The sequence below is a fragment of the Bradyrhizobium sp. USDA 4538 genome (assembly GCF_024171045.1).
Taxonomy (GTDB): domain Bacteria; phylum Pseudomonadota; class Alphaproteobacteria; order Rhizobiales; family Xanthobacteraceae; genus Bradyrhizobium; species Bradyrhizobium australafricanum.
In genome coordinates, this window is the sequence record NZ_JALJZE010000001.1 from 4,182,512 (window position 1) to 4,201,267 (window position 18,756).

Here is an 18,756-nt window from a genome sequence, read left to right on the forward strand (position 1 = left end):
TGGCGGGCAATGTCGCGACGTCCCGGTGCGCCCGATTTTGCGCGCCTTCGAACCGATACGTTGCGGAAAAGACTAAAGGCTGCGGCATCTCCGTCATTTTCTCCACGCTCACCATTCTCCGCCACCCGAATTCGCAGACCTGCCAGCGCCGTGCGCGCTAACCCAAGGAACCGGTCATGATCAAGGAATTGATGACGTCCCGCCGCTTCGCGCCGCTGTTCTGGTCGCAGTTCTGCTCGGCGTTGAACGACAACGTGCTGAAGAACGCGCTCGTCATCATGCTGCTGTATGGCGTCGCCAACGAGCAGGGGCCGGCGCTGGTCCAGCTCGCGGGGGCGGTCTTCATCGCTCCGTTCTTCGTGCTGTCGGCGCTCGGCGGCGAGCTCGCCGACCGCTACATCAAGTCCGTCGTCGCCCGCCGGCTGAAGTTCTTCGAGATCTTCGCCGCGGCGTTTGCCGCCGCCGGCTTCTTCACTCATTCGATCCCGCTGCTGTTCATCGCGCTGGCGCTGTTCGGCATCGTCGCGGCGCTGTTCGGCCCGGTGAAATATGCCGTTCTGCCCGACCAGCTGTCGGTGTCCGAACTCGCGACCGGCAACGCGCTGGTCGAGGGCGCAACCTTCATGGCGATCCTGATCGGCACCATCGCGGGCGGCATGTTCGTCGCCGGCGCCAGCCACATGGGCTGGATCTGTGCCGCCGTGGTCGGCCTGTCGGTGCTGTCCTGGGGCTTCGCGTCACGGATCCCGGTGACGCAGCCGTCCGCGCCGGATCTGCCGATCACCAAAAATCCCTGGACCTCGACCGTGCGCCTGTTGAAGTCGCTCTATGCCGAGCCGCGGCTGTGGGACGGCATGGTGATCGTGTCCTGGTTCTGGATGGTCGGCGCGATCGTGCTGTCGCTGCTGCCCGCGCTGATCAAGGAAGGCGTCGGCGGCACCGAGGGTGTGGTCACGCTGTGCCTTGCCGTGTTCGCGATCGGCATTGCCGCCGGCTCGCTGTTCGCCGCGCAGCTGAGCCATGTCCGCCCGAACCTCGCGCTGGTGCCGATCGGCGCCATCGTGATGGGCGTGGTCGGCCTCGACCTCGCCTGGGCGATCGCCACCACCTCGCTCGGCAAGGACGTCACCGCGGCCGCGTTTGCGACCTCGTTCGGCGGCTTCCGCATGCTGGCCGACTTCTTCCTGTTCGCCTTCGGCGGCGGCCTGTTCGTGGTGCCGTCGTTTGCCGCCGTGCAGGCCTGGACCGCGCCGTCCGAGCGCGCCCGCATCATCGCCGCCGGCAATATCCTGCAGGCTGGCTTCATGGTCGCCGGCGCGGTGTTCGTCGGCGCCCTGCAATATATCGGCCTGCCGATCGCCTGGATTTTCTTCGGCCTCGCCGTCGCGAGCTTCGGCACCGTCTGGTTCGTGCTGAGCAAGTGGGGCAAGGAGGGCGTGCGCGACTTCGGCGCGCTGCTGTTCCGGGCGCTGTTCCGCGTCGAGGTGCGCGGCATGGAGAATCTGCCGCCATCGGGTACGCGGATGCTGATCGCGCCCAACCATGTCAGCCTGGTCGACGGCCCGCTGCTGCACGCCACCTTGCCGATCGATGCGAGCTTCGCGGTCGACACCGGCATCTCCAAGGCGTGGTGGGCCAAGCCGTTCCTGAAGATGATCAAGCACTACACGATGGATCCGTCGAAGCCGCTGGCCGCGCGCGACCTGATCAAGCTGGTCGCCGCCGGCGAGCCGGTGGTGATCTTCCCGGAAGGGCGCATCACGGTCTCGGGTTCGTTGATGAAGGTCTATGACGGCACCGCGATGATCGCCGACAAGGCCGATGCGGTCGTCGTCCCGGTCCGCATCGAGGGTGCGCAGCGTTCGCATCTCAGCTATCTCAAGAATGGCGAGATCAAGCGCTCCTGGTTCCCCAAGGTGACGATCTCGATCCTGCCGCCGGTGAAGCTGCCGGTCGACGAATCGCTGCGAGGCAAGGCGCGCCGCAATGCCGCCGGCGCCGCGCTGCAGGACGTGATGATCAACGCCATGGTCCAGAACGCGATGCTCGACCACACGCTGTTCGAGGGCCTCGGCCACGCCTATCGCGACCGCGATACCGGGAAGCCGATCATCGAGGACGCGCTCGGCACCAAGCTGACCTATCGCAAGCTGATCCTCGGCGCCCAGGTGCTGAGCCGCAAGCTCGAGCAGGGCACCGCGGTCGGCGAGAATGTCGGGGTGCTGCTGCCGAACTCGGCCGGCGTTGCCGTCGTGTTCATGGCGCTGCAGACCATCGGCCGCGTGCCGGCGATGCTCAACTTCTCGGCAGGTCCAGTCAATGTGCTGGCGGCGATGAAGGCGGCGCAGGTGAAGACCGTGCTGACCTCGCAGGCCTTCATCGAGAAGGGCAAGCTCGACAAGCTGATCGCGGCGCTCGCCGGCCAGGCGCGCGTCGTCTATCTCGAGGATGTCAGGGCCGGCATCGGCCTCGCCGACAAGGTCGCGGGCTTCCGCGCCGGCATCGCGCCGCGCGTCGCCCGCAAGGCCAACGATCCCGCGGTCATCCTGTTTACCTCGGGCTCGGAAGGCACACCGAAGGGCGTCGTGCTGTCCCATCGCAACATCCTCGCCAACGCGGCGCAGGCGCTGGCACGGGTCGATGCCAATGCCAACGACAAGGTGTTCAACGTGCTGCCGGTGTTCCACTCGTTTGGTTTGACCGGCGGCATGATGATGCCGATCCTCGGCGGCATCCCGATCTTCATGTATCCGTCGCCGCTGCATTACCGCATCGTGCCCGAGCTGATCTACCAGACCGGCGCGACGATCCTGTTCGGCACCGACACCTTCCTCACCGGCTATGCCCGCTCGGCGCATGCCTATGACTTCCGCACGCTGCGGCTCGTCATCGCCGGTGCGGAGGCGGTGAAGGAGCGCACGCGGCAGATCTACATGGAGCGCTACGGCATCCGCATCCTCGAGGGCTACGGCGTCACCGAGACCGCGCCGGTGCTGGCGATGAACACGCCGATGGCCAACCGTCAGGGCACCGTCGGCCGGATCTCGCCGCTGATGCAGTACCGTCTCGATCCGGTCCCCGGCATCGAGGAAGGCGGCCGGCTGTCGGTGAAGGGCCCGAACGTCATGCTCGGCTATCTCCGCGCCGAGAATCCCGGCGTGCTTGAGCCGCTGCCCGAGGGCTGGCACGACACCGGCGACATCGTCACGGTCGACGCGCAGGGTTTCATCGCGATCAAGGGCCGTGCCAAGCGCTTCGCCAAGATCGCCGGCGAGATGGTCTCGCTCTCGGCGGTGGAGGCGATCGCGGCTGCGATCTGGCCGCAGGCGATGTCGGTTGCGGTCACGCTGCCCGATCAGCGCAAGGGCGAACGCATCGTGCTGCTCACCACGCAGAAGGACGCCGACCGCGCCGCGATGCAGCGCCAGGCCAAGAGCGTCGGCGCCTCCGAGCTCGCGGTGCCGGCCGATATCCGCGTCGTCGACAAGGTGCCTCTGCTCGGCACCGGCAAGACCGACTATGTCGGCGCCACTGCGCTGGCCAAGGAAATAGCAGCGGAACTTGCCGCGGCGCCTGCGCCGCAGGTCGAGCCCGCCGGCGATGAGGGCGAGGCCGAGCCGGCGCAGCTGGCGCAACACGTTGCATGAGGCTTGGCATGATGGTTGTGCTTTTCGGGAGCATGTTGTCAGATAGACGGCAACTGCTCCCGAGAAAGCACGATCATGCTGGACAAACTGAACCCGGCCACGGAGGACGCGCCTGAACTTGCCGCTGAGCGATGGATCGGCGCGCTGGATGCGGCGCTCGCGAGCCGCTCCACGGAGGCTCTATCCGCATTGTTTGCGCCGGAGAGCCACTGGCGCAATATCTTCGGCATCTCCTGGCAGTTTGCGACCTTCAGCGGGCGGCAGCGCGTCGTTGCCGAACTGCTTGCGCGCGCTGAAGCGGCCGGCGCGCGCGGATTTCGTCTCGATGACCGTGCCTTGATACCGCGGCAGGCCGTGGTGGCCGGACGCGAGGCGATCGAGGCTGTCTTCACCTTCGACACATCGAATGGCCCCGGCACCGGCGCGGTGCGGCTGCTCCACGATGCTGACGGAAATTCCGTGGCGTGGACGTTCTCCACGATGCTCGACTTCAACCGCATCTGCGAGGCGCGCGCCGACGGCGCCGCCGAGCAATCCCATGCGCGCGATTTCGCCGCACCCGACTGGCTGGAGCAGCGGCAGGCCTCGCGCGCCTATGCCGACCGCGAGCCCGATGTGCTGATCGTCGGCGGCGGCCATGCCGGCATCGCGGCCGCGGTCGAGTGCAAGCGGATCGGGCTCGATGCCCTGATCGTCGATCGCGAGCGGCGTATCGGCGACAATTGGCGGCTGCGGTATCGCGGCCTCAAGCTGCACAACAAGACGCCAGTCAATCTGTTTCGCTATTTGCCGTTCCCGCCGAGCTTTCCGGACTACATCCCGAAGGACAAGATCGCGAACTGGCTGGAAAGCCATGTCGACATCATGGAGCTCGACTTCTGGACCGAGACCTCGTTCGAAGGCGCGCGCTATGACGATACGACGCAGCGCTGGACCGTGACGCTGCAAGGGACCAGCGGCCCGCGCACGCTGCATCCGAAGCACATCGTGCTCGCGACCAGCGTCAGCGGCACGCCGAACATTCCCAGGATCGACGACATCGGGAATTTCGAGGGGAAGGTGCTGCACTCCAGCGCCTTCGCGGCCGGGCGCGAATGGGCCGGGCGTTCGGTCGTCGTGTTCGGCACCGGCACCAGCGCGCATGACATCTGCCAGGAGCTGCACGCCGCCGGTGCCGACGTCACCATGGTGCAGCGCAGCCCGACCATGGTGGTCAATGTCGAGCCCGCGCAGCTCTACGACAAGACCTATCTCGGCGACGGACCGGCGATCGAGGTGCGCGACATCCTCAATTCCGGCGTGCCGCTCCCGGTGATGAAGATCGCGCACAGGATCATCACCGACGAGGTGAAGCGGCTCGATGCGTCGTTGCTGTCGCGGCTGGAGCGCGCCGGCTTCCGGCTCGAGTTCGGCGAGGACGGCACCGGCTGGCCGCTGAAGTTCCGCTCCCGCGGCGGCGGCTATTACTTCAATGTCGGCTGCTCCGAGCTGATCGCCGACGGTAAGATCCGCCTGATCCAGGCCGCCGACATCGCTGATATCACCGCCACCGGTCTTGCGCTGAAGGACGGCACGTCGCTCGGCGCCGAGCTGTTCGTGCTCGCTACCGGCTACAAGGGGCCGGACCATCTGGTCGGCAGATTGTTCGGCGAGGACGTCGCCGAGCGCGTCGGCCGGGTCTGGGGCTTCGACGATGCGACGCAAGAGCTGCGCAACATGTGGACACGCACGCCGCAGCCCGGCCTTTGGTTCGCCGGCGGCGCGTTCTCGCAGGCCCGCATCTACAGCCGCTTCATCGCGCTGCAGATCGCAGCGATCGAGGCCGGCACGCTTTCCAAGCAACTCACCTGAACTCCACGCACTCGCACTGAAAGACTCCCATGCCGCTTCCGCTCGACCCCGTCATTGAGAAGATCATCCCGCTGCTGCCGCTGCGCGATCCCGAAACCATGACGCCGCAGAGCTGTCGCGATTCGCTCCGGGCGTTGGCGGAGGCGCGCAAGGCGGTGCCGCCGCCGCCGGTCGACGTGGCACGCGATATCGAGGTCGCTGGCGCCGCCGGCAAGCTCGGCGCGCGGCTCTATCGCAACGGCCGCGGCACGGCGCCGACCGTGATCTTCTTCCACGGCGGCGGCTGGGTCGCCGGCGATCTCGAGACGCATGATCGCCAGGCCCGCAACCTCGTGATCGACACCGGCGCTGTCGTGATCTCGGTCGATTACCGCCGCCCGCCGGAGACGCACTTTCCAGGGGCCTTCGAGGATGCGTTCGCCGCGATCCGCGACGTGGTCGCGCGGATCGATGAATTCGGCGGCGATCTCGCCCGCGTCGGCGTTGCCGGCGATTCCGCGGGCGGCAATCTCGCCGCCGCCACCGCGCTGGCCTGCCGCGACGCCGGCATCAGGCTCGCCGGGCAATTGCTGGTCTATCCCGTCACCGACGTGGTCGGCAATTTTGCCGACGCGGCCGAGAACGCCAAATTTCCGTCACGCGCCGAGAATGCGGACGGCTACTTCCTGACGCGGGCGACGATGCAGTGGTTCTGCGGGCACTATCTCGCCGGCAAGGCTGAGGGCGCCGACTGGCGCGTCTCGCCGCTGCGCGCGAAGAGCCTCGCGGGCGTGGCACCGGCGGTGGTCACCACAGCCTGGTTCGACCCGCTGCGCGACGAGGGCCATGCCTACGCCGAGGCGTTGCAGGCGGCCGGCGTGCCGGTCGCGTATCATTCCGGCGAGGGGCTGATTCACGGCTACTTTGGTCTTGGCGATGCCTCGGAGGCCGCACGCGCGGAGGCGCAGCGTGCGCGGGCGGATTTTCGGGTGTTGCTGGAGCGGGGCGTCTAATCTCCGGTCGTCCCGGTCGTTGTTGGCAATGGGACTCTAACCTCCGCGTCGTCCCGGCCTTTGTTGGCGAACGGACTCTAACCTCCTCGTCGTCCCGGCGAAGGCCGGGACCCATAACCACCGCAGCCTGTTATTGCAGCGGGCTGCGGCCCCAGCGTCGCGCCACGCCATCCAGTCGGGGTAATGGGTCCCGGCTTTCGCCGGGACGACGATGTGGATGGATTTGCGTTTAACCCCCTCAATCATTCCCGATCGTGTCGCCGAACAGCTGCCAGGTCTCGCCGTTGAACTTCTGCAGCCGCATCGCTTCGACCGGGAAATAGTCGGTCGGCGAGGTCTTCACCTTGATGCCGGGCAGGAACATCGGCAGCGCGATGTCGAGATTGGCGGCCTGCTTCATGATGTTCTCATGGGTGAGGTCGTCGCCGCACTGCTTCAGCACCTGCACCGTCGCCTCCGCCACCACATAGCCGTAGACGATCAGCTGGTCCTGCAGATTGCCGTCCGGAAAATACTTCTTCATGAAGTCCTGCCAGGCGATCACGTCCGGGTCCGCCTTCCATTGCGGATCGTTCGGATCCTTCAGCGAGTAGGACGAGATGATGTCCCTGGAATAGTCGAAGCCGGCCGGCTTCAGCACCGAGGACACCGAGGTCGAGGTCGCCGCGAGGAAGAACAAATCCGGCTTCCAGCCGATCTCGCCGATCTTCTTGATCGCCTGCGCCGCCTGCTTGGGGATCGCGTGCATGAACAGCACGTTGGCGCCGGAGGATTTCAGCTTCACGATCTGGCTGTCGACCGTCGGATCGGTCGATTCATAGGTCGTCTCCGCCACCACCATCTTCGCGGTGTTCTCCGGCCCGAGCCCCTTCTTGAAGCCGTTGCCGTAATCCTTGCCGGCGTCGTCGTTCTGGTAGAACAGCGCGATCTTGGCGTCCGGCTTGTTGGTCAGGACATACTTGGCGTAGACCGCGGTCTCGGCCTGGTACGACGGCTGGAAGCCGATCGTCCACGGATAATGCGCGTAGTCGCCCCACAGCGTGGCGCCGGCGCCGACGAACAGCTGCGGCACCTTCTTGTCGTTGAGATATTTGCGCACGGCCAGGCCGGTCGGCGTGCCCAGCGGATTGAGGATCGCGGCGACCTCCTCCTGCTCCACCAGCTTGCGGGTCTGCTCCACCGTCTTCGGCGGCGAGTAGCCGTCGTCGAGCGTGATCAGGTTGATCTTGCGCCCGTTCACGCCACCCTGGTCGTTGATCATCCTGAAGTAGGCGGCCTGCGTCTTCGCGATCACGCTGTAGGCCGACGCCGCGCCGGAGAATGGCGAGGTCTGTCCGAGCTTGATCTCGGTGTCGCTGGCGCCGGTGCCATATTTCTTTTCGGCGGCGTGAACCTGTGTCGCGAGCGCAAGCGCGACTGTTGCCGCAATGGCCTTCCAGATCATCGTGAGCCTCCCTGTGGCTTTTTTGTTTTGTTCGCGAGGGAGAGCTTACGCAGGTCGAGCGAGGTGGGCTTGCGACGAGACGCCGGGGCAGGGATGCGAAAATGCGGCTGGTGCGATGGCGGGGCGGTGTAACCACCAGCGTCGTCCCGGCGAAGGCCGGGACCCATTACCCCAACTGCCTATTTGGAGCGACGCTGGGGCAACATTCCGCGTAACGGCAAACTTTAGTGATAATGGGTCCCGGCTCCCGTGCGCAATTGCGCACTCGGCCGGGACGACGATGATGAGAGAGTCGCGCCTCAGCGCACCCGCACGCTGCCGGTGGTCACCGGATCGGTCGGCAGCACGGTGGCGCCTGCGCGGCTCGCGGCGGCGGAGGTGATCATGCCGGGCTCGGCCGCGGCCTGCACATTGCGCGGCGGGTTGAATTCGAGGATGACGAGGGCGGCCGTGGCGAGCACCGCCACGGCGGCGGTTGCAATCGCAGGCACCAGTCTTCCGCGCGGATCGGCTGCGCGAACTTGCATCGAGCAATTCCTTTATCGGGGTCGTTCTTTGGACGTGACATAGGAACGGCCAGGCTTCTTCCCAAGAGTGCGGCGCACATGCCTCACAATCAGTTGTGCTGGCCGTGATGTCCCTCACGGTCTTCGAGACGATGCGGCGTACCGCGTCGAATCGCATTCGTGTAGGACGGCTTGTTTGCACACTAATAGTTGGAAGAGATCGTGGCGTTTTGCATGCGCCTCATGCGCTCGTGATGATGCGCAGTGATGTTGTGATTAACGGGCGCGACGAGCCGCTTTTGCCTTTATTTATAGGCATTCTTGGTTGGTCAGGCGCGGGCGTTAAGCGTTTCTTCACTCGCTTAGAAGGCGTCAACATAGATTCACGCAGTGACAACCGATGACACCGCTGTCATTGGCAGCAGATGACAATGATGGCTCCGTCATTGCGAGGAGCGCAGCAACGACGCAATCCATCTCTCAATGCCGATTGCGATGGATTGTTTTGCTTCACGCGTGATTACACAAAGAAGAATCTACTTGCGTCTCGTCGTGTACGCGCGTCGGTCGGACCGATTCACCTGTCAGACGGCGGGAGAGGGGGGTGTGCGTGCGATGCGCCCCTCTCAGAGGAGGCAGGACGCGGTGCTCGTACTCGCGAGTTGGGGCGTCGAGGAAGAGGAATATTTTCTTCGCGGGGCTGGGCAGGGTCGCGTTGAAACGGGCCGTTGGCGGACGGACATGTTGCTGGTCGCCTTAGGTAACGGCGAAATGCACGGCAGGATTCCAAGCCCACTTTTGCGAATCGATCCGATGCTGCTCGTTCGACGAGTCCGTCAGTAGCCCACGGTGATAGCTAGCTCTGAATACCTGCCTCGCGACCCCGAAGACCCGGAGATAACACTTGGACGCTCAAGCGTGTGCGGAGTGCCAATACCAGCATAGAGCTCGGCGATGCTCGGATGGTTGGCGTTTGTAACGAGGCATTTTGCTCCCCGCTCTGCGGCAGCACGTACCTCATCTCGCAGCCGGATCTGATCCTTCCACGTGAATATCTTTTGATTGTACTTCACAAAGCCGTTTGTGTTGTGGAGCACTGTGTAGGGAGGATCTTCGGACTGTCCAGCCCGAAGAAAGATAGGTCTCAACTTCGGTAGGGCCGACTTTCTTTTGTAGCAATCGCGGTTTGCGTCGCTTGTACTCAGAGATGCGCTCGTGCTTCTCGCTGACAAGGGTCCCCAGGACGGGAAGATCCTTAGGGCTGGCACCAACTACCTCCGGTCGATCTCTTCTCGCGCTTGTTGCACGCCTACCCCTCGCCATGCGAGCTAACCTCCTGATTCTGCTTTGTGCTACTGCTCGCAATCTCCGGTTGGATGTCAATACAACCTTCTTGGGTGGAGGCGCGAAGCGTTGATGGCGCGGTGCAAAACTCGAGACGGGTTGCTACTCGCCAAGCGCTTGACTGAGGCTCGGCCAAAACAAAAACGGCCGGGTCATCGACCCGGCCGTTCCAAAACTCTCCGCGAATTCCGCTCTCGCGTTTCGCTCAGCTCGCCTTCTTCACCGGCGCCGGCTTGCCGACCTTCTTCTCGATCGCGCGCTTCAGGTCGAGGGCGCGGGGCGAGAGCACGTCGGCCTTGGCCTTGAGCAGGTAGGCGTCGAGGCCGCCATTGTGGTCGACGCTCTTCAGCGCGTTGGTCGAGACGCGCAGGCGCACGTTGCGGCCGAGCGCTTCGGAGATGAAGGTGATGTTGGCCAGGTTCGGCAGGAAGCGCCGCTTGGTCTTGATGTTCGAGTGGCTCACCTTGTGGCCCGTCTGGGGGCCCTTGGCCGTCAGTTCGCAGCGCCGGGACATCTTACAAAATCCTTATTGCATCCCCGCCGCTCGAAGGGCGTGCAATCACACGGCCCGCGCGGGGGTTTTGAATTCGCGTCCATTTTCCAGGAACCGCGGGTGTATAGGGGGAGAATACCCGAGCGTCAAGATTATATCGCCGCATGCGGGGCACCGGAATTGCCGGTTCATAAGGTCTTCCAGCCACTTAACGGCGGATATGGCAACCATATAAAGGGCGTATTCGGCTGCAAGTCTAGGTTCCATACAAGATGCGCCTTGTTGTCCGGCCGAATTGAACGCCGAAATGGACAACGGATAGAGCGCCGATAGCAGGACCGTCAGGTAGGTTAAGTGACCACCGCCATTGCCATTTTGCCCCCGCTCGGCCGGCTGCTCGGCCTGTGCGCGGGCGCATTGCTGCTGTTCTGCGCCGAGCGTGCGAGCGCGCAGGGGCGGCTCGACGCCCAGTATGAGGCGACGCTCGCCGGTATCCCGGTCGGCAAGGGCAGCTGGACCATCGAAGTCGGCGACGACAGCTTCTCCGCCTCGGCCCAGGGCGGCACCGCGGGCCTCTTGAAGGCGTTTTCCGGCGGCTCCGGCGCGGGCGCCTCGCAGGGCCGCGTCGTCAACGGCGCGCTGGCCGCCTCGTCCTATACCGCGACCACCACCACCTCGAAGAAGTCGGAGACGATCCGGATGGTGCTGGCCAATGGCGGCATCAAGGAATCCGCGATCGAGCCGGAGCCGCCGGTCGATCCCGACCGCCTGCCGGTGACCGATGCGCAGAAGAAGAACGTGTTCGATCCGATGACCGGCTCGTTCCTGCGCGCACCCGGCAATGCCGAATTGATGAGCCCGGATATCTGCCGCAGCGGCGCCGGCATCTTCGACGGCCGCATGCGCTATGACCTCAAGCTCGATTTCAAGCGGGTCGAGATCGTCAAGGCCGAGCGCGGCTATCACGGCCCGGCGCTGGTCTGCGCGCTCTATTTCGTGCCGATCTCGGGCTACATCCCGGATCGGCCCGTGATCAAATATCTCGCCGCCCAGCGCAACATCGAGATCGCCTTCGTGCCGATCGCCGGCACTCGCCTCCTGGTGCCGTTCCGCATGACGATCCCGACCCCGCTCGGCCAGGCCATGCTGGAAGCCACCTCGTTCGTCACCACAGCCGCGCCGCCGCGCGTGGCGAAGACGCAGTAGATCGTGCCGTCATTCCGGGGCGATGCGGAAGCATCGAACCCGGAATCTCGAGATTCCGGGTTCGCGCTGCGCGCCCCCCGGAATGACGGGGCACTCAGCGTGCGGGGCATGCAACGAACGTCACCGGAATCCAGTTGACTCTTGTCCGCTTCTGATTCGACTCGGACGCCCCTGGAACTTAAGGAATTCAGTCCGCATATCCTGTGCTTGTGGAGCCCTCTCAAACTTGATCTAGTGCCGCCGCCGTCAGCCTACCCGAGATGTTGCGGTGAACGTTTCGAGCCCGGAATGGAGTCAGCGATTCGGCCGCGATTCGTTCTAGAGTCGTTCCAGAGCTTAAGGGAGGCGCGGAAAGCGTCGCATTGTGAGACAGATTTCGCCGCAGATGGTGTCGATGATCGATCAGTTTCCGGATTTCAGCGTCATTGCGAGGAGCGAAGCGACGAAGCAATCCACTATCGCGGCAAGCGGTCCGAATGGATTGCTTCAGCGGAGCCTGTCATCGGGCGCGCATTCGCGCGACCCGTTGGCTCGCAATGACGGCTAACAGCGGCGCATCGACCAAAAGAAACAACCTGCAAAATATGGTTTTCTCAACTTCGTTCGGAAATGACCGCGTGCCCGGTGCAGGCGTCACCGCGGTGCTCGGGCCGACCAACACCGGCAAGACGCATCTGGCCATCGAGCGCATGCTGGCGCATTCGTCCGGCCTGATCGGGCTGCCGCTGCGGCTCTTGGCGCGCGAGGTCTACAACAAGATCGCGGATCGTGCCGGCGTCGACAATGTCGCGCTGGTCACGGGCGAGGAGAAGATCAAGCCGAAGGCGCCGCGCTTCTGGGTCTCGACCGTCGAGGCGATGCCGCGTGATCTCGATGTGTCGTTTCTCGCGGTCGACGAGATCCAGATCGCGGCCGATCTCGAGCGCGGGCATGTGTTCACCGATCGCATCCTCAATCGCCGCGGCCGCGACGAGACGCTGCTGCTCGGCGCGGCGACGATGCGGCCGATGATCGAGCGGCTGTTGCCGGGTGCCTCGATCATTACGCGGCCGCGGCTGTCGCAGCTCGAATTCGCCGGCGACCGCAAGATCACGCGGCAGCCGCGCAGAACGGCGATCGTCGCGTTCTCCGCCGACGAAGTCTACGCGATCGCCGAATTGATCCGCCGTCAGCATGGCGGCGCGGCCGTGGTGCTTGGCTCCCTGTCGCCACGCACGCGCAATGCGCAGGTCGCGATGTTCCAGAACGGCGACGTCGATTATCTCGTCGCCACCGACGCGGTCGGCATGGGGCTCAATCTCGACGTCGATCACGTCGCCTTCGCTTCCGACCGCAAGTATGACGGCTATCAGTTCCGCCGGCTGACGCCGGCCGAATTCGCGCAGATCGCCGGCCGCGCCGGCCGCGCGACGCGCAACGGCACCTTCGGCACCACCGGGCGCTGCGCGCCGTTCGAGCCGGAGCTCGTCAACGCGCTGCAGAACCACACCTTCGATGCCGTCAAGGTGCTGCAATGGCGCAACGCGAAGTTGGACTTCGCCTCGCTCGGCGCGTTGCAGGTGTCGCTGGCGCTGTCGCCCAATCATGAGGCACTGACGCGGGCCCCGGTGGCCGAGGACCTGCGCGTGCTCGAGCATGTCGCGCGCGACGCCGAGGTGCGCAATCTCGCGCATGGGGCGGCCGCGGTGGAGCGGCTGTGGGAGGCCTGCCAGGTTCCGGACTACCGAAAGCTGTCGCCGGCCGCCCATGCCGAACTCGTGACCACGCTGTATAGCTTCCTGATGCAAAAGGGGCGTATCCCTGACGCATGGTTTGCCGCCCAGGTCGACCAGGCCAACCGGACCGACGGCGATATCGACACGCTATCGGGCCGGATCGCGCAGATCAGGACCTGGACCTTTGTTGCCAACCGGCCGGACTGGCTCTACGACCCGGACCACTGGCAGGGGATCACGCGCGAGCTCGAAAATAAATTATCCGATGCGCTGCATGAACGGCTCACGGAGCGTTTCGTTGACAGGCGGACCAGTGTATTGATGCGCCGCCTGCGGGAGAACTCAGTTTTGAATACGGAAATTGGCAAGACCGGTGAAGTGATCGTGGAAGGCCACGTGATCGGCCGGCTCGATGGTTTCACCTTCGCACCTGATGCGGCCGAGGCCGGCAGCGACGCCAAGGCGCTGCAAGCCGCCGCCCAGCAGGTGCTGGCGCGCGAGATCGATGCGCGTGCCGAGAAACTGGGCGCCGCCCCCGACGAGCAGTTCGTGCTGACCTCCGACGGCACCATCCGCTGGACCGGCGATGCGGTCGCCAAGCTGGTGTCCGCCGAGGACGCGCTGCATCCGCGGCTGCGCATCATCTCCGACGAGCGGCTGACCGGCGCCTCGCGCGAAGCGGTGCAGACCCGGCTCGATCTCTGGCTCAAGACGCATATCGAAAAGCTGCTCGGGCCGCTGTTCGAACTGTCCAAGGCCGAGGACCTGCAGGGCATCGCCCGCGGCATCGCCTTCCAGCTGGTCGAGGCGCTCGGCGTGCTCGAACGCGCGAAGATCGCGGCCGAGATGAAGGATCTCGACCAGCCCTCGCGCGCGGCCCTGCGCAAATACGGCGTGCGGTTCGGCGCCTACCACATCTATTTCCCGCAGCTCTTGAAGCCCGCGGCGCGCTCGCTGGCCTCGCTGCTGTGGGCCGAGAAGCAGAGCAATGCCGACATGGCGGCGCTGTCGAATGTGCAGCATCTGGCCTCCAGCGGCCGCACCTCGTTCCCGGTCGACAAGGCGTTGCCGCGCGATGCCTATCGCGTGCTCGGCTATCGCCAGTGCGGCGAGCGCGCGGTGCGCGTCGACATCCTGGAGCGGCTCGCCGACCTGATCCGCCCCGCTCTGGCCTGGCGCGAGACCTCGCCGGGCGAGAAGCCCGCGGGCGCGTTCGACGGCCGCGGCTTTGTCGTGACGCAGGCGATGACCTCGCTGACCGGCTCCGCGGGCGAGGATTTTGCCTCGATCCTGCGCGCGCTCGGCTACCGCATGGACCGCCGTCCGCCGCTGCCGCCGAAGCCCGTCGAGGCCGCGCCGGCCGAGACCACGGAGGCCGTAGCCGAGACCACGGAGGCCGTGGCCGAGACCACCGAGACGGTCGCCGCCGAGACGCCGCCAGTCGAGGCGACCTCTGAGGCCGCCGTGGATGCGCCGGTTGGTGCCACCGCCGAGGTTGTGGCCGAAGCGCCGGAGGCCGCCACGGATCAGCCAGTGTCGGGCGATCCCGCACCGTCGGCCGCGCTGCTGCCCGATGTCGGCTTTGCCGAGGTGGTGTCCAGCGAGGCGACGCCGGTCGTCGTCGAGACCAAGCCCGAGCCGGCGGCAGAAGCTGCCGCGGAGCCCGCCGCTGTCGCCGAAGAGCCCGCTGCTGAGGCGCCCGCTTCGGAAGCGGTATCCGAGTCCGCGCCTGCCGTGGAAGCCACTGCAGAGACGCCCTCCGAGACCGCCACTGAGGCGGCCGCGGAGACCGCGAGTGCTGAGGCAGCACCAGCTGAAGCCACTGCCGCCGCCGCGGAGACGCCGGCCGAGCCGCAGCTGGTCGAAGTCTGGCGTCCCGGTGGCCGCTCCGACGAGCGCCGTCCGCATCATCGCGGCCACGATCGGAACCGCGGCCGTCACCAGGGCAAGCCCGCCGAGGGCGCCCAGGCCGCCGAAGGCGGCGGTGAGGGGGGCAACAGCAAGCGCGAGCAGCATCGCCGTCCGCGCCGTCACCAGGATTTCCGCGCGCCGCGTCCGGGCGCGCCCGCGGATCCGGCTGCGGCCCCCGCCGAAGGCGCGCAGGCCCGCGACAACAGGGACGACAAGGGTCAGCGCCGCGAGCGCTTCGAAGGCAAGGGTCGCGACCGCGACAACGAGCGTCGCCGCGACAACAAGTTCGGCGGCGACCGCAAGGGCGAGCGCGGCGATCGTGATCGCGGCGGCCGCGATTTCGGCAAGGGCGGCCGCGACAAGCGCGAGGGCGGCCCGTCGCATCGGCCCTACGCCTCGAGCGCGCCGCGCGAGCGCGACCGGCCGATCGATCCGAATTCGCCATTCGCCAAGCTCGCTGCCCTGAAAGAGCAGCTCGCAGGCCGGAAGGAATAGTCCAACCCTTGGTTTAACGCTTGGTCTAGTTTGGATCGACAGCGCCTCGACAAATGGCTGTGGCATGCGCGCCTGGTGAAGGCCCGCACCAGCGCCGCTGAACTCGTCGTATCGGGTCATGTCCGGATCAACGGCGCGCGTGAGAAATCGCCGGGCCATGCGGTGAAGGCGGGTGATGTCGTCACCGTCGCGCTCGACAACAGCGTCCGCGTGCTCAAGGTGATCGGCTTTGCCGAGCGGCGCGGCGATGCCAGTTCGGCGCGGGTGCTGTACGAGGATTTGCAGGCCGGCAATTTGCAGGCCGGTAAGGAGTAGTTATCTAGCGCTTGCTATCTCAATTTGGGTGGCAGGAGCGTGAGAATACTGGCGTTTTTCGAGGGCCGCTTCCCTTGCGGCCCCGGTATTCCTGCGCTACGCAACCCCAGAAAAACCGATCGTTCCGGAGTTTTGGATGACCTACGTCGTCACTGAAGCCTGCATCAAGTGCAAATATACCGACTGCGTCGAGGTCTGCCCCGTCGATTGCTTCTACGAGGGCGAGAACATGCTGGTCATCCATCCCGACGAATGCATCGATTGCGGCGTGTGCGAGCCGGAATGCCCGGCGGACGCCATCAAGCCGGACACCGAGCCGGGCCTGGAAAAGTGGCTCGAGGTCAACCGCGACTACGCCAAGAGCTGGCCCAATATCACCCAGAAGAAGGACTCGCCGGAAGACGCCAAGGAGTGGGAAGGCAAGGAAGGCAAGTTCGAGAAATATTTTTCTCCGAATCCCGGCAGCGGCGACTGATTCGCCAGGGAATACCGTGGTAAGGTCGGGCTCTGGTCCGCCGCGGCCCTCCGTTCGGCCGCCGATTTAACCCTAATGACGGACATATGACCTGAACGGCCCCTGTTATGCCCGGAATCGGGCGTAAACCATTGATTTTTGCGGAAAATGTGCTATATCTGACACATTACAGGCCAAGAACCCCCTGCCATGCGTACCTTGTGGCTTCGAGGTTCCCGCAAACTCGAACAGGGGCGTGGCAGTTTCCGCGCGCAGGCTGTGTCACAGAAAACGCGTAAAAAGAGTGCTTCAAAGACGACGAAAAAAGCCGCTGTCGTTGCTCGCAGCGCAACCAAGGGCCGTGCCAAGGCTTCCGTGAAGGGGGCCAAGAAGGCGGCGGCTGCAAAGTCCTCAAAGAACAAAAGAAGCGTGATGCCAGAAAAGACTGCCAAGACTGCCGCGAAAGCGGCAGCTGCGAAGCCCGCTGCTGCCAAGGTCGCCCCCAAGCCTGCCGCGACCAAGACGGCTGCTGCGCCGAAGCCGGCCGCCCCGAAGGCTGCCGTCCCCGCCGCTGCTCCGAAGGCTGCCGCCAAGCCGGCCGCCGCGCCGCGCGTCGAGGAGCCGAAGAAGGTCGTGACGCAGCGTCAGGGCTTCAAGGCCAATGAATTCGTGGTCTATCCCGCTCACGGCGTCGGCCAGATCCTGGCGATCGAGGAGCAGGAGATCGCGGGCGCCAAGCTCGAGCTGTTCGTGATCAATTTCATGAAGGACAAGATGACGCTGCGCGTCCCGACGGCGAAGGTCGCCAATGTCGGCATGCGCAAGCTGTCGGAGCCGGCGCTGGTCAAGAAGGCGCTGGAGACGCTGAAGGGCCGCGCCCGCGTCAAGCGCACCATGTGGTCGCGCCGCGCCCAGGAATACGAAGCGAAGATCAACTCGGGCGACATCGTCGCGATCGCCGAGGTGGTCCGCGACCTCTATCGTTCGGAATCGCAGCCCGAGCAGTCCTATAGCGAACGCCAGCTCTATGAAGCGGCGCTCGACCGTCTGTCGCGCGAGATCGCGGTCGTGCAGCACTCGACCGAGACCGAGGCGATCAAGGAGATCGAAGGCCAGCTCGCCAAGAGCCCGCGCCGCGGCGCCAAGGCAGAAGCCGAGGGTGAAGGCGAGGGCGATGCCGACGGCGAGGATGCCGATACCGATGGCGACGATACCGCCGTCGAGGACGAAGCCGCCTGAAAGGGTTCGACGGATTGAAAACAAAAGCCCGGTCGCAAGACCGGGCTTTTTGCTTTGGCGGCGTGTCCGTGGGGCACGCTTACCTCTCCCCTGGTGGGAGAGGTCGGATTGCATGGCAAATGCAATCCGGGTGAGGGTGCAGGCTCTCCGCAAGTTGCAGCCCCTCGACCGCGATCTTCGCCCGGGCAGATCGATATTCCAAACTGTCCGCGCCGCTGGACTCTTGGACCAGCGGCACTCGTTGCCGACTTATCCCGAAACGGAACGCCGGTAACTTTCGCGCGTTCGCTCGCCAATGAGGAGAGCGGACCATGACATCAAAGGCAGGCATTTTTTTCGCAGGCGTTGGAACAACTTTTATTATCCTAGGCGCTGGGTTCGGTGGTGGACTGTTCATGGCGAATTCGGCGCTTAAGGATTCTGCCGGCGCCCCCGCGCGCGTCTCTTCGCCAGCGCCTGCGGAACCAGCGCGCGTTATCCTGCCATCCACGGCAGAAGCCGCGCAGCCACCGCAGCCTGCCACCCAACGAGAGCCCGCCACGCCAGACGCAGCCTCACCGCCGCAGCCGCCACTGGAGCCGGTCAAGGACGTACAAGCGCCTGTCGAGAAGCAGGCGGACGTGGTGGACACGAGAAAATCTGACATTGCAGAAAAGGAGCGGCGTAAGCGCTACGCCGAACGCAAGGCGAAGCGCGTCGCGACCGAGCAGGCGAGGCGTCAACAGCGGCGCATCGAACAAGGCGAGCAACGCCGCGAAGCTCCGGTGCTCTTGGAGCAGGCGCGACGCCACGAAGTGCCGATCATGGCGTCTGAAGACGATGACTCCCCGCCGCGTCCGTTCGCGAATTTCTTCAGGAATGACTGAGCGCATCGCTTTAGTGAAGGAGCCGAGGAACAGTCCGCAATCGAGGGACGTTAGTGCTGATACAGAAGGCCCGTTCGTCTGATGGCTAACGAAAACTCCATTGCTTCAACTGCCAGTCCTGAACAACGCATAGAGCAGGCGTCAGAGGCGATCCGTCAGATGGCTGAGCGCGGCGTATTCGAACCTTTGCCGCAACAAGATCGGTGGCTGCATCACTTGAGTGAAGCGACCAGGGCGGCTCCGCTTCAATCGCTTGCCGTTGCATTCTTGCTGGGGGT

Annotated in this window: 13 protein-coding genes; 9 read left to right on the forward strand and 4 right to left on the reverse strand. The window is 65.0% G+C overall.

What is annotated here, in order from left to right; translation table 11 throughout:
- Window positions 1-176: 176 nt before the first annotated feature.
- From J2R78_RS18835 to J2R78_RS18845, 3 genes are all read left to right on the forward strand, one after another.
- Complete coding sequence (locus J2R78_RS18835) at window positions 177-3,647, forward strand: acyl-[ACP]--phospholipid O-acyltransferase (RefSeq protein WP_253606095.1); 3,471 nt, start codon at window positions 177-179, stop codon at window positions 3,645-3,647.
- Between the two features lie 75 nt (window positions 3,648-3,722).
- Complete coding sequence (locus tag J2R78_RS18840) at window positions 3,723-5,498, forward strand: NAD(P)-binding domain-containing protein (RefSeq protein WP_253606097.1); 1,776 nt, start codon at window positions 3,723-3,725, stop codon at window positions 5,496-5,498.
- 29 nt (window positions 5,499-5,527) lie between these two features.
- Entirely contained in the window at window positions 5,528-6,490 is a 963-nt protein-coding gene (locus tag J2R78_RS18845; RefSeq protein ID WP_253606099.1) for an alpha/beta hydrolase, read from the forward strand.
- Window positions 6,491-6,728: 238 nt separating this feature from the next.
- On the opposite strand, the gene J2R78_RS18850 is transcribed toward J2R78_RS18845, so the two are convergent.
- The 4 genes from J2R78_RS18850 to rpmB form a co-directional block, all read right to left on the reverse strand.
- Window positions 6,729-7,934, reverse strand: a complete 1,206-nt coding sequence (locus J2R78_RS18850; RefSeq protein WP_253606101.1) for an ABC transporter substrate-binding protein — start codon at window positions 7,932-7,934, stop codon at window positions 6,729-6,731.
- Between the two features lie 299 nt (window positions 7,935-8,233).
- A complete protein-coding gene (locus J2R78_RS18855; protein WP_028336196.1) occupies window positions 8,234-8,461 on the reverse strand; it encodes a hypothetical protein in 228 nt (75 codons plus the stop codon).
- Window positions 8,462-9,276: 815 nt separating this feature from the next.
- Complete coding sequence (locus tag J2R78_RS18860; protein ID WP_309145003.1) at window positions 9,277-9,708, reverse strand: DNA adenine methylase; 432 nt, start codon at window positions 9,706-9,708, stop codon at window positions 9,277-9,279.
- Between the two features lie 281 nt (window positions 9,709-9,989).
- Entirely contained in the window at window positions 9,990-10,298 is a 309-nt protein-coding gene (rpmB, locus tag J2R78_RS18865) for a 50S ribosomal protein L28 (RefSeq protein ID WP_028341882.1), read from the reverse strand.
- A 354-nt stretch (window positions 10,299-10,652) separates the two neighbouring features.
- Here rpmB and J2R78_RS18870 point away from each other — a divergent pair, with 354 nt between their 5' ends.
- The 6 genes from J2R78_RS18870 to J2R78_RS18895 all read left to right on the forward strand — a co-directional run bounded on the left by J2R78_RS18870 (window position 10,653) and on the right by J2R78_RS18895 (window position 18,478).
- Entirely contained in the window at window positions 10,653-11,483 is an 831-nt protein-coding gene (locus J2R78_RS18870) for a DUF3108 domain-containing protein (protein ID WP_375167126.1), read from the forward strand.
- Window positions 11,484-12,067: 584 nt separating this feature from the next.
- A complete protein-coding gene (locus tag J2R78_RS18875) occupies window positions 12,068-15,604 on the forward strand; it encodes a helicase-related protein (RefSeq protein WP_253606104.1) in 3,537 nt (1,178 codons plus the stop codon).
- A 30-nt stretch (window positions 15,605-15,634) separates the two neighbouring features.
- Window positions 15,635-15,919: an RNA-binding S4 domain-containing protein gene (locus J2R78_RS18880; protein WP_076824784.1), complete on the forward strand. Its 285-nt coding sequence runs from the start codon at window positions 15,635-15,637 to the stop codon at window positions 15,917-15,919.
- A 136-nt stretch (window positions 15,920-16,055) separates the two neighbouring features.
- A complete protein-coding gene (gene fdxA / locus J2R78_RS18885) occupies window positions 16,056-16,394 on the forward strand; it encodes a ferredoxin FdxA (RefSeq protein ID WP_016844914.1) in 339 nt (112 codons plus the stop codon).
- Between the two features lie 411 nt (window positions 16,395-16,805).
- A complete protein-coding gene (locus J2R78_RS18890) occupies window positions 16,806-17,612 on the forward strand; it encodes a CarD family transcriptional regulator (protein ID WP_080686805.1) in 807 nt (268 codons plus the stop codon).
- Between the two features lie 311 nt (window positions 17,613-17,923).
- Window positions 17,924-18,478: a hypothetical protein gene (locus J2R78_RS18895; RefSeq protein WP_156436051.1), complete on the forward strand. Its 555-nt coding sequence runs from the start codon at window positions 17,924-17,926 to the stop codon at window positions 18,476-18,478.
- Window positions 18,479-18,756 lie beyond the last annotated feature (278 nt).

Excerpts from the sequence above, each read along its gene's own strand:
- J2R78_RS18835 (WP_253606095.1), top strand. The coding sequence starts at position 177 with ATGATCAAGGAATTGATGACGTCCCGCCGCTTCGCGCCGCTGTTCTGG.
- J2R78_RS18840 (WP_253606097.1), top strand. The coding sequence starts at position 3,723 with ATGCTGGACAAACTGAACCCGGCCACGGAGGACGCGCCTGAACTTGCC.
- J2R78_RS18845 (WP_253606099.1), top strand. The coding sequence starts at position 5,528 with ATGCCGCTTCCGCTCGACCCCGTCATTGAGAAGATCATCCCGCTGCTG.
- J2R78_RS18850 (WP_253606101.1), bottom strand. The coding sequence starts at position 7,934 with ATGATCTGGAAGGCCATTGCGGCAACAGTCGCGCTTGCGCTCGCGACA.
- J2R78_RS18855 (WP_028336196.1), bottom strand. The coding sequence starts at position 8,461 with ATGCAAGTTCGCGCAGCCGATCCGCGCGGAAGACTGGTGCCTGCGATT.
- rpmB (WP_028341882.1), bottom strand. The coding sequence starts at position 10,298 with ATGTCCCGGCGCTGCGAACTGACGGCCAAGGGCCCCCAGACGGGCCAC.
- J2R78_RS18875 (WP_253606104.1), top strand. The coding sequence starts at position 12,068 with ATGGTTTTCTCAACTTCGTTCGGAAATGACCGCGTGCCCGGTGCAGGC.
- fdxA (WP_016844914.1), top strand. The coding sequence starts at position 16,056 with ATGACCTACGTCGTCACTGAAGCCTGCATCAAGTGCAAATATACCGAC.
- J2R78_RS18890 (WP_080686805.1), top strand. The coding sequence starts at position 16,806 with ATGCCAGAAAAGACTGCCAAGACTGCCGCGAAAGCGGCAGCTGCGAAG.
- J2R78_RS18895 (WP_156436051.1), top strand. The coding sequence starts at position 17,924 with ATGACATCAAAGGCAGGCATTTTTTTCGCAGGCGTTGGAACAACTTTT.